Genomic DNA, 11,074 nt, shown 5'->3' on the forward strand with positions numbered 1-11,074 from the left:
GACAGGCACTGGTTTGACAACAAGGTCGTTCAGAACGTATGGACTTACCGGTTTGCCAGACGCTTGTGTTTGCAAACGCAACTTGACCCCGTTTTAGGAAATTCCATGGCAAATACCGCGCAAACGCGCTCGTCAAGCAGTCAAGCAGTTAAGCAGAACGCGCACAATTCGTCGCAGCGTTCGACCCTGCGTACAGCAATCAAGGCTGTGCGTAAAGCGATCCAGGCTGGCGACAAGGCCGCTGCGACCACGATCTTCCAAGCATCGGTGTCGAAGATCGACAGCATCGCTGACAAGAAAATCATCCACAAGAACAAGGCTGCTCGCCACAAGAGCCGCTTGGCTGCTGCCCTGAAAGCACTGTCGGCTTAATTTTTTGTCGCCAAGGCGCCGCCTTGGTACAGACAATACTGCCTGTGGTTAAAAAACCCGCCTGACCTGGTCCGGCGGGTTTTTGTCATTGGCGCGCGAAGTGGATGCGGGAGCGGTGTTGCCGGCAAGTTCGAGGGCGGCAACAGCGCAATAACGGTGCAAGCTAGATTTTTTTCAAGCCGGCTGCCGCCACGGTCGCCGATTCGCCCGGCAGCAAGGGGTTGGTGGCCAGCGAAAACGGCCCGATACTGCTGCGCACCAGCCGCAAGGTCGGGAAGCCGACCGCGGCCGTCATGCGCCGCACCTGGCGGTTTTTTCCCTCCTGTAAAGTAATCGCCACCCAGCTCGTAGGTTTGCCGGCGCGCACCCGGATCGGCGGCTCGCGCGGCCACAGCCAGTCCGGCTCGGCGATCCTGACGGCGCGGCACGGCTTGGTAGTGAAGTCGCCCAGGTCGAGCGGTGCCTGCAGCCGCGCCAGCGCGGCGTCATCGATGTCGCCTTCCACCTGTACCAGGTAGGTCTTCGCTTCCTTGTGGTCGGGATGGGCAATGCTGTGCTGCAGCCGGCCGTCGTCGGTCAGCAGCATCAACCCTTCGCTGTCGGCGTCGAGCCGCCCGGCTGGATAGATGTTCGGCGTGGTAAGGTAATCGGCCAGCGACTTGCGTCCTTCTTGCGGCGTAAACTGGCACAGTACATTAAATGGTTTATTAAAAAGAATCAGGGGCATGGTGTTGGGGTGGTGTGGTGTGGCTCGAAAGCCATCGGTTAGTCGTAAAACGTAGCGTCTGGCAAAATACTGGTGCATAATAGGTAACGCGCGCTCTTATGTCTTATAGAAGACTGGGGCCACTTATTGTTTTTGTAAGCAAATGCAGATTCCAGACCTTGCCTGACAGACGCAACCCGGTTGCAGCTGCCATGCGTCCACTTCGGAGATCACACGATGTTTCAACATATCAAAGTACCTGCTGACGGCCAAAAAATTTCGGTCAACGCCGATTTTTCGCTGAATGTACCAGACAATCCGATCATTCCCTACATCGAAGGTGATGGCACCGGCGTCGACATCAGCCCGGTGATGATCAAGGTCGTGGATGCGGCGGTGGCCAAGGCCTACGGCGGCAAGCGTAAGATCAGCTGGATGGAAATTTTCGCCGGCGAAAAGTCGACCGCCGTGTACGGTCCGGACGTCTGGCTGCCGGAAGAAACCCTGGCCGCCGTGAAGGACTATGTCGTCTCGATCAAGGGTCCTTTGACGACGCCTGTCGGCGGCGGCATTCGTTCGCTCAACGTCGCACTGCGCCAGCAGCTCGACCTGTACGTCTGCCTGCGCCCGGTGCGCTACTTTACCGGCGTTCCTTCGCCCGTAAAAGCGCCGGAGAAGACCGACATGGTCATCTTCCGCGAAAACTCGGAAGACATCTACGCCGGGATCGAATGGCAACAGGGTTCCGAAGGCGCCAAAAAGCTGATGGACTTCCTGGTCAAGGAAATGGGCGTCACCAAGATCCGCTTTCCTGAAACATCGGGCCTGGGCATCAAGCCGGTATCGATCGAAGGCACCGAGCGCCTGGTGCGCAAGGCGCTCCAGTACGCCGTCGACAACGACAAGCCGTCGGTGACGATCGTCCACAAGGGCAACATCATGAAGTACACCGAAGGCGGTTTCCGCGACTGGGCGTACGCGCTGGCGCAGAAGGAATTCGGCGCCGAGCTGATCGATGGCGGCCCATGGATGAAATTCAACAACCCGAAGACCGGCCGCGACATCATCGTCAAGGACTCGATCGCCGACGCCTTCCTGCAGCAGATCCTGCTGCGTCCGAACGAGTACAGCGTGATCGCCACGCTGAACCTGAACGGCGACTACATATCGGACGCGCTGGCGGCCCAGGTCGGCGGTATCGGCATCGCGCCGGGTGCCAACCTGTCGGACTCGGTGGCGATGTTCGAAGCGACCCATGGCACCGCGCCGAAGTACGCCGGCAAGGACTACGTCAACCCGGGTTCCTTGATCCTGTCGGCCGAAATGATGCTGCGCCACATGGGTTGGCTTGAGGCGGCCGACCTGATTATTTCGTCGATGCAAAAATCGATCGGGTCCAAGAAAGTCACCTACGACTTCGCCCGCCTGATGGAAGGCGCAACCCAGGTGTCGTGCTCGGGCTTTGGCGATGTCATGATCGAGCAGATGTAAGCAGGCATGTAACCGGTGTCACGGATTCGTCCTGCCGCGCCAACCGGAAAGCCCCGCTGTCCTCGTGAAGCGGGGCTTTTTTGCGTCCGCGGGGGTTTCTCTTGCGATTTTTTCAGGCAAGCGATTTATTGTTGGAGTACAACGCGCAACAGGCGAACCAAGCCTATTGACACTCAATCGTGTGGTCCATGTGATTTTCATATTAAAAAGAAATTTTTTCTTATGAAGACACTTGATCTTATCCTCAAGATCTATTCCCGCCAGGGACCGTGGCGGCGGCCCTGATGGTCTTTAGCGCCTTGCATATCCACCAGGCCGCCGGCATCAACGAACTTCACTTTGGCATTTTTGTGCTGCTGGCCTTCCTGTTGTGCTACCGCGACTGGTTCGTCATCGTCGTCGCCGCCGCCGTGATCGCTGTGCATCACCTCTTATTTAATTACCTGCAGGAACTCGGCTACGGCGTGCGCTGCCTGGCCGAGCCGGGCTTCGGCCGGGTGGTGGTGCATGCCGCTTATGTGGTTGTCGAGGCCGGCGTGCTGCGGCGCGAAGCGGTCCAGGCCGGCGAACTTGCCTTGGGCGTGGCTGCGTTGTCGGGGGCCGCCGCCGGCACCATTGACCTGCGCCGATCGCACCATGCGGCGACCAGCAAGACCGGCCAGGCGCTGCAGCAGATGGTGGGCACGCTGCATGGCGCGCTCGACCGGGTGCGGCAAGGTGTGGGCGCCATCGCCGGCACCTCGCGCGACATTGCCTCGGGCAATCTCGACCTGTCGGTCCGCACCGCGGTGGTGGCGCAAGTGATCGATACGATGGGCGCGATCAACCCGTCGTCGCGGCAGATCGTCGACATCATTTCGGTCATTGATGGTATTGCCTTCCAGGCCAATATCCTCGCGCTGAATGCGGCGGTCGAGGCGGCCCGCGCGGGCGAGCAGGGGCGCGGCTTCGCCGTGGTGGCGTCCGAGGTGCGCAACCTGGCCCAGCGCGGAGCAGGAAGCCGACATCGGCCACATCAACGGCGCCATTGCTGAGGCCGACGCAGTGACCCGGCAAAATGCGGCGCTAATCGAACAGGCCGCGGCAGCCGCCCAATCGTTGCAGGACCAGGCCGACAAGCTGGCCGGGGTGGTGGCCGCTTTCACTGTCGACATCGCGGCGCGCCCGCGCGCAGGAAGGCTGCTCGCCTGATTCGCCTTGCCACAGTTGAGTTGACTCAACAGCAGGCGCCGCCCGCCGCCGCAACCGTGCGCATCCACGTCCTGAAAACAAGGTAAAGTTTGACCGGGGCGAAAAAAAACCCCGCCGAAGCGGGGTTTTTACATCGCGTTTGCTTAAGCAGCTTGGATGTTGGAAGCTTGCTTGCCTTTAGGGCCTTGCGTGACTTCGAATTGAACTTTTTGACCTTCTTTGAGGGTCTTAAAACCGTTCATGTTGATTGCGGAGAAGTGCGCGAACAAGTCCTCGCCGCCGTCATCTGGAGTGATGAAGCCAAAACCTTTGGAATCATTGAACCACTTAACTGTACCTGTTGCCATAAAAAGAACTTTCAAATAAAAACCAATCACACGAGCTATAAAGGCAAGGAGAATTTCAGCCGTCTCCCTAGCCTGCTCACTTCATCAACAAGTACAATAAGTACTAGTCAATATCTTCATTGTTGGCGGAATGACTATTGAAGTCAAGTGGTTTCAAACGCGAATTGCCTTTTTTGCCACGTTAGGCCCGAAAGCAACTCTTGTTATTCCAAATCGGGTCGCCATGTGTGCTTTAGGCGGAAACCGCGTAAGATGGAAAACAAATGTGAATGCCCTGATGTTTACGTATAGCATCACTTCTGAAAGCATTAGAATAAAGCGTATGGCAACCAAGCAAGATACCGAACAACTTTTGGAGCGGCAGACCGTCAAGCCGCCGCCACTGTACCAGGTGGCACTGCTCAACGACGACTACACTCCGATGGAGTTCGTCGTCGCCGTCATCCAGGAGTACTTCAACAAGGATCGGGAAACGGCTACGCAAATCATGCTTTCGGTTCACCGTCACGGCAAAGGGGTGTGTGGTGTGTTTTCCAAAGATATAGCGTGTACCAAAGTCGAATTTGTCTTAACGCATGCACGCAAGGCGGGGCATCCCCTACAATGTGTGATGGAGGAAGTATGATTGCGCAGGAACTGGAAGTCTCTTTACACATGGCCTTTGTCGAAGCCCGGCAAGCACGGCATGAATTTATAACCGTTGAACATTTGCTGCTCGCGCTTTTGGACAACCCATCGGCCGCGGAAGTCCTGCGCGCCTGTGCGGTCAACATTGACGACTTGCGCAAAACGCTCACTAATTTTATCGGCGACAACACCCCGACCGTGCCTGGCACGGGCGAGGTCGACACCCAGCCGACACTTGGATTCCAGCGCGTGATTCAGCGTGCAATCATGCACGTGCAATCGGCCTCGAACGGCAAGAAGGAAGTTACCGGCGCCAACGTGCTGGTGGCGATCTTCGGCGAAAAGGATTCGCACGCCGTCTACTACCTGCACCAGCAGGGTGTGACCCGTCTCGACGTGGTCAATTTCATCTCGCATGGCGTGCGCAAGGACCAGCCGGCCGACGCGCAGAAAACCTCCGAAGGCGTGGAGGAAGCGCAGGTCGAAGGCCAGCCAAAGGAAAGTCCGCTCGACCAGTTCACGCAGAATTTGAACAAGGCCGCCACCGAAGGCAAGATCGATCCGCTGATCGGCCGCGAGGACGAAGTCGACCGCGTCATCCAGATCCTGTGCCGGCGTCGCAAGAACAACCCGCTGCTGGTCGGTGAAGCCGGGGTCGGCAAGACCGCAATTGCCGAAGGCCTGGCATGGCGCATCACGCAGGAAGAAGTGCCCGAGATCTTGCAAAACGCAGTCGTCTATTCGCTCGACATGGGCGCCCTGCTGGCCGGCACCAAGTACCGCGGCGATTTCGAGCAGCGTCTCAAGGCCGTCCTCAAGCAATTGAAGGAAACCCCGAACGGCATCCTGTTCATCGACGAGATCCACACCATCATCGGCGCCGGTTCGGCGTCGGGCGGCACGCTGGACGCGTCGAACCTGCTGAAGCCTGCGCTCGCCAATGGCCAGCTCAAGTGCATCGGTGCGACTACCTATACCGAGTTCCGCGGCGTGTTCGAAAAAGACCACGCATTGAGCCGCCGGTTCCAGAAGGTCGACGTCAACGAGCCGACAGTCGAACAGACCATCCAGATCTTGCGTGGTCTGAAGTCGCGCTTCGAAGAGCACCACGGCGTCAAGTATTCGTCGTCGGCGCTGACGACCGCCGCTGAACTGGCGGCCCGCTTCATCAACGACCGTCACCTGCCCGACAAGGCCATCGACGTCATCGACGAAGCCGGCGCGGCGCAACGCATTTTGCCGAAGTCGAAGCAGAAAAAGACCATCGGCAAAACCGAGATCGAGGACATCATCGCCAAGATCGCCCGGATCCCGCCGCAAACGGTCAACCAGGACGACCGCAGCAAGCTGCAGACGATCGACCGCGATCTGCGCAACGTCGTCTTCGGCCAGGAGCCGGCAATCGATGCGCTGTCGTCGGCGATCAAGATGGCGCGCGCGGGCTTGGGCAAGACCGACAAGCCGATCGGCTCCTTCCTGTTCTCCGGCCCGACCGGCGTCGGCAAGACCGAGGTGGCCAAGCAGTTGGCGTTCATTCTCGGTATCGAGCTGATCCGTTTCGACATGTCGGAGTACATGGAGCGCCACGCCGTGAGCCGGCTGATCGGCGCGCCACCGGGCTACGTCGGTTTCGACCAGGGCGGCCTGCTGACCGAAGCGATCACCAAGAAGCCGCACGCGGTGCTACTGCTCGACGAGATTGAAAAAGCCCACCCGGACATTTTCAACATCCTGCTGCAGGTGATGGACCACGGCACCCTGACCGACAACAATGGCCGCAAGGCGGACTTCCGCAACGTGATCATCATCATGACCACCAATGCGGGCGCCGAAAGCCTGACCAAGCGCTCGATGGGCTTCACCGAGTCGAAGGCGGCCGGCGACGAAATGGCCGACATCAAGCGTATGTTCACGCCGGAGTTCCGCAACCGGATCGACGCGATCATCAGCTTCCGCGCGCTCGACGAAGATATCATCCTGCGCGTGGTCGACAAGTTCCTGATGCAGCTCGAAGAGCAGCTGCACGAGAAGAAGGTCGAAGCCATCTTCACCGAGAAGCTGCGCAAGTTCCTGTCGAAAAAAGGGTTCGATCCGCAGATGGGAGCACGGCCGATGGCGCGCCTGATCCAGGACATGATCCGCAAGGCGCTGGCCGACGAGCTGCTGTTCGGCCGCCTGGTCAACGGCGGGCGCATCACGGTCGACTTGGACGACAAGGACCAGGTCGTGCTCGAGTTCCCCGAGTCCGATGCGACGCCGCCGACCGTGCCGCCGGAAACGGTCGAGATCGAGTAATCCGGGCACTCACAAGGGTCGTCGAACACTTAAAACCCGCGCACGCAAGTGCCGCGGGTTTTTTTCGGTGTTTTAGGAAAGCTGACGTTTCACGCGTTCAGCCGCGCCGCCGCGTCAAGATCAATCATGCTCCCGCTCGCAGCTTGCGCCACAGTGTCGTACGGCTGATCCCAAGGTACTGCGCGGCCTCGTCGCGCCTGCCTTTGAACCGCGCCAGCACGTCCCTTACCGTCTCCCCGGGCGTTTGCCCGGCAGACAACGGCAACGCTGCCGCCGCGCGGCCCAATTCCGGCGTCACCGCCAGCACGAAGCCCGGCGTCAACGCCTGCAGCGGTTCCGCCGCCAGGTACAGCGCCAGGCGCTGTGTCAGGTTGCGCAGCTCGCGCACGTTGCCCGGCCAGTCGTAGCGTTCGAACAGCGGCGCGCAGGCTGCCAGTTCGGCGCGCAGGTTCGGATGCGGGCGGGCGCCAAGGGCGGCCAGCGCATTTTTCAGCGACCATTCGACCAGCGCGCTAACGTCTTCACGGCGCTCGCGCAGCGGCGGCAGGGAGATGCGCAGCACCGCCAGCCGGTAATACAGGTCGGCGCGAAAGCGTCCTTCGCGCACGCGCGCCTCCAGGTCGCAGTGGGTGGCACCGATGACACGCACCTTGATCGCCAGCGGCCGCGTGGCGCCGACCCGCACCACCTCGCCTTCTTCCAGCACGCGCAGCAGCCGGGTCTGCAGCGCCAGCGGCATCTCGCCGATTTCATCGAGGAACAGGGTGCCATGGTTGGCCGCCTCGAACAGCCCCGCATGGCCGCCGCGGCGCGCGCCGGTGAAAGCGCCTTCCTCGTGGCCGAACAGTTCGGATTCAAGCAGCGACTCAGCCACGGCGCCGCAGTTGACCGCCACGAAAGGGCGATCGGAGCCCAGGCTGCGCGGGCCCTCGCGGTGAATCGCCTGCGCCACCAGCTCCTTGCCGGTGCCGGTTTCGCCTTCGATCAATACCGTCGCCGGCGAGCGCGCGAACAGCACCACCTGCTGGCGCAGCTTCTCCATCGCCGGCGATTCGCCGCGCAGGTCGTTCAAGCCGTGGCGCGCGCGCAGGGTATCGGCCAGCGGGATGGTGGCGGCGCGGCGGCTGCGGTTTGCTTCGAGCCGGGTCAGGCGCGCTACCTCCAGCGCGTCGTCGAAGGCCTGGCGCATCGACGCGGCCGAGTACACGAACACGCCGGTCAGTCCCGCTTCCTCGGCCAGGTCGGTGATCAGGCCGGCGCCGACGATGGCCTCGATTCCTTCCGCCTTCAGTTCGTTGATGCGGGCGCGCGCGTCCTCTTCGGTCACGTAGGTGCGTTGAAAGATGCCGGCGCCGAAGGTGGCTGAAAATTCGGCCAGCTCCGGCAACGGCGACTGATAGGTAATGACGCCGATGCGTTTTGAGACCCGGCGCGCGCGCGCCAGTGCCTGCATCATGTCAAAACCGCTGGCCTTGGCGACAATGACCGGCGCCGACACCCGCCCCTTCAGGTAGGCTGCGTTGGAGCCGGCCGCGATAACGACGTCGCAGCGCTCGGTGGCCATGCGCTCGCGGATGTGGCGCGCCGCCTCGTCGAATCCCAGATGAATCGGCTCGATGGTAGCAAGGTGGTCGTACTCGAGCGTGATGTCGCGGAACAGGTCGGACAGGCGCGACACCGAGACGGTCCAGATGACCGGCAAGTCGATGTTTTCGGTGCTGGGAGCAGGATAGGGCATCGCTTCATTGTACGTCAGGTGTTTCAGTGTTTCAATATGAAACGTTCGTTGAAACATAGATTGAAACGATCAATGTTTCAGAACTTGGTCACTTTGCGCGGGTGCTTGATTTCAAACGGTTTTTTACTACTTCTGCGGCAACAAGACGCTGGCACGTATCGTGCGTTGTAAGCATGGCATCCACATGAAACACGACAGGAGAACACGATGAAAGAATCCAGGGGAGCGCTGTTTCGCCGCGCAGTTGCCGAAGAATCGCCACTGCAAATTGTGGGCGCGATCACCGCCTACACCGCGCGCATGGCCGAGCAGACCGGCTACAAGGCCATCTACCTGTCGGGCGGGGGCGTCGCCGCCAACTCGCTCGGCATGCCCGACCTCGGCATCAGCACCATGGACGACGTCATCACCGACGCCCAGCGCATCACCGACGCCTGCGGCCTGCCGCTGATGGTCGACATCGACACCGGCTGGGGCGGCGCTTTCAACATCGCCCGCACCATCCGCCACATGATCCGCGCCGACGTCGCCGCGGTGCACATGGAAGACCAGGTCTCGTCCAAGCGCTGCGGCCACCGCCCCGGCAAGGAAATCGTCAGCACGCAGGAGATGGTCGACCGCATCAAGGCCGCCGTCGATGCGCGCCACGACGAAACCTTCGTCATCATGGCGCGCACCGACGCGCTGGCGGTCGAAGGCTTGAGCGCGGCGATCGACCGCGCCTGCGCCTACGTCGAAGCGGGCGCCGACATGATCTTCCCGGAAGCGATCACCAAGCTCGAGATGTATGGACAGGTGCGCGACGCGGTAAACGTGCCGATCCTCGCCAACCTCACCGAGTTCGGCGCCACGCCCTTGTTCACCGTCGACGAACTGCGCGCCAACAAGGTCGATATCGTCCTGTACTGCTGCGGTGCCTATCGCGCGATGAACGCGGCCGCGCTGAATTTTTACAAGACGCTGCGCGCCGAAGGCACGCAGAAGAACGTCGTGCCGACCATGCAAAGCCGGATGGAACTGTACGACTACCTTGGCTACCACGATTACGAAAAAAAGCTCGACTCGTTGTTCGCCCAGGGCAAAGAAAAGTAATTGATTTTCACCGCGATCCACACCGGAGATAGATAACATGACTGACAACACAAGCACCTTGGCCGAAGCGGTTCCCTTCAAGCCAAAAAAATCCGTGGCCCTGTCCGGCGTCGCTGCCGGTAACACGGCCCTGTGCTCGGTCGGCAAGACCGGCAACGACCTGCATTACCGCGGCTACGACATCCTCGACATCGCCGACACCTGCGAGTTCGAAGAGATCGCCTTTTTGCTGGTGCACGGCAAGCTGCCCAATGCGGCCGAGCTGAAGGCCTACAAGACCGACCTCAAGTCGATGCGCGGCCTGCCGCAAGTGGTAAAACTGGCGCTCGAAGCGCTGCCGGCCGCTGCCCACCCGATGGACGTAATGCGCACCGGCGTCTCCGCCCTCGGCTGCGCGTTGCCCGAAAAAGACGATCACAGCGTGCCGGGCGCGCGCGCGATCGCCGACCGTCTGATGGCGTCGTTCGGCTCGATGCTGCTGTATTGGTACCACTTCAGCCACAACGGCAAGCGCATCGACACCGAAACCGACGACGATTCGATCGGCGGCCACTTCCTGCACCTGCTGCACGGCGAAAAGCCATCCGACGCCTGGGTCAAGGCAATGCACACCTCGCTGATCCTGTACGCCGAACATGAATTCAACGCCTCGACCTTCACCGCCCGCGTCATCGCCGGCACCGGCTCCGACATCCACTCGGCCATCACCGGCGCGATCGGCGCGCTGCGCGGACCGAAGCACGGCGGCGCCAACGAAGCCGCCCTCGAAATCCAGGAACGCTACGAGAACCCGGACGAAGCCGAAGCCGACATCCGCCGCCGCGTCGAGAACAAGGAAGTTGTGATCGGCTTCGGTCATCCGGTCTACACCATTTCCGACCCGCGCAACAAGGTGATCAAGGAACTGGCGCGCAGCCTGTCTACGGCCGCCGGATCGACCAAAATGTTCGACATCGCCGAGCGCCTCGAAACAGTTATGTGGGACGTGAAGAAGATGTTCCCCAACCTCGACTGGTTTTCGGCCGTGTCATACCATGTGATGGGCGTGCCGACGTCGATGTTCACGCCGTTGTTCGTCATCTCGCGCACCTCCGGCTGGTCCGCCCACGTGATCGAGCAACGCATCGACAACAAGATCATCCGCCCGAGCGCCAACTACGTCGGTCCGGAAGACCTCCAGTTCGTGCCGCTGGCTGAACGAACCTAAGCGCAAGT

10 protein-coding genes and 1 pseudogene are annotated in these 11,074 nt (G+C 60.7%); 8 read left to right on the forward strand and 3 right to left on the reverse strand.

Annotation, left to right across the window (positions count from 1 at the left end; translation table 11 throughout):
- The first annotated feature begins 105 nt into the window (after positions 1–105).
- Positions 106–372: a 30S ribosomal protein S20 gene (rpsT, locus tag CR103_RS03795; RefSeq protein WP_099914664.1), complete on the forward strand. Its 267-nt coding sequence runs from the start codon at positions 106–108 to the stop codon at positions 370–372.
- A gap of 163 nt (positions 373–535) precedes the next feature.
- Here rpsT and CR103_RS03800 read toward each other — a convergent pair whose 3' ends face one another.
- Positions 536–1,099, reverse strand: a complete 564-nt coding sequence (locus tag CR103_RS03800; RefSeq protein WP_099914665.1) for a pseudouridine synthase — start codon at positions 1,097–1,099, stop codon at positions 536–538.
- Positions 1,100–1,315: 216 nt separating this feature from the next.
- Here CR103_RS03800 and icd point away from each other — a divergent pair, with 216 nt between their 5' ends.
- The 3 genes and pseudogenes from icd (at position 1,316) to CR103_RS24050 (ending at position 3,760) form a co-directional block, all read left to right on the forward strand.
- The gene (icd, locus tag CR103_RS03805; protein ID WP_099914666.1) at positions 1,316–2,569 is read left to right on the forward strand and encodes an NADP-dependent isocitrate dehydrogenase; all 1,254 of its coding nucleotides are present in this window, start codon (positions 1,316–1,318) and stop codon (positions 2,567–2,569) included.
- An 833-nt stretch (positions 2,570–3,402) separates the two neighbouring features.
- A pseudogene (locus CR103_RS24045) lies at positions 3,403–3,553 on the forward strand (methyl-accepting chemotaxis protein); the annotation flags it as partial.
- Positions 3,554–3,613: 60 nt separating this feature from the next.
- On the forward strand, positions 3,614–3,760 hold the full coding sequence (locus CR103_RS24050) for a hypothetical protein (protein WP_180279259.1): 147 nt from the start codon (positions 3,614–3,616) through the stop codon (positions 3,758–3,760).
- A gap of 143 nt (positions 3,761–3,903) precedes the next feature.
- Here CR103_RS24050 and cspE read toward each other — a convergent pair whose 3' ends face one another.
- Positions 3,904–4,107 carry a transcription antiterminator/RNA stability regulator CspE gene (gene cspE / locus CR103_RS03815; RefSeq protein WP_010395943.1) on the reverse strand — a complete coding sequence of 68 codons (204 nt, stop codon included), beginning with the start codon at positions 4,105–4,107 and terminating at the stop codon, positions 3,904–3,906.
- 322 nt (positions 4,108–4,429) lie between these two features.
- On the opposite strand from cspE, the gene clpS reads away from it, so the two are divergent.
- Positions 4,430–4,732, forward strand: a complete 303-nt coding sequence (gene clpS, locus CR103_RS03820) for an ATP-dependent Clp protease adapter ClpS (RefSeq protein WP_099881541.1) — start codon at positions 4,430–4,432, stop codon at positions 4,730–4,732.
- Positions 4,729–7,029 carry an ATP-dependent Clp protease ATP-binding subunit ClpA gene (clpA, locus tag CR103_RS03825; protein ID WP_099914667.1) on the forward strand — a complete coding sequence of 767 codons (2,301 nt, stop codon included), beginning with the start codon at positions 4,729–4,731 and terminating at the stop codon, positions 7,027–7,029. The genes clpS and clpA overlap by 4 nt, the downstream gene beginning before the upstream one ends.
- A 124-nt stretch (positions 7,030–7,153) precedes the next feature.
- Here clpA and prpR read toward each other — a convergent pair whose 3' ends face one another.
- Positions 7,154–8,767 (reverse strand): propionate catabolism operon regulatory protein PrpR, encoded by a 1,614-nt coding sequence (gene prpR, locus CR103_RS03830; RefSeq protein WP_099914732.1) that lies wholly within the window; start codon positions 8,765–8,767, stop codon positions 7,154–7,156.
- A gap of 207 nt (positions 8,768–8,974) precedes the next feature.
- Here prpR and prpB point away from each other — a divergent pair, with 207 nt between their 5' ends.
- A complete protein-coding gene (gene prpB, locus CR103_RS03835) occupies positions 8,975–9,859 on the forward strand; it encodes a methylisocitrate lyase (protein ID WP_099914668.1) in 885 nt (294 codons plus the stop codon).
- A 37-nt stretch (positions 9,860–9,896) separates the two neighbouring features.
- On the forward strand, positions 9,897–11,066 hold the full coding sequence (gene prpC / locus CR103_RS03840) for a bifunctional 2-methylcitrate synthase/citrate synthase (RefSeq protein WP_099914669.1): 1,170 nt from the start codon (positions 9,897–9,899) through the stop codon (positions 11,064–11,066).
- Positions 11,067–11,074: the final 8 nt, after the last annotated feature.

Source organism: Massilia psychrophila, assembly GCF_002760665.1.
Lineage (GTDB): Bacteria > Pseudomonadota > Gammaproteobacteria > Burkholderiales > Burkholderiaceae_D > JAFCUW01.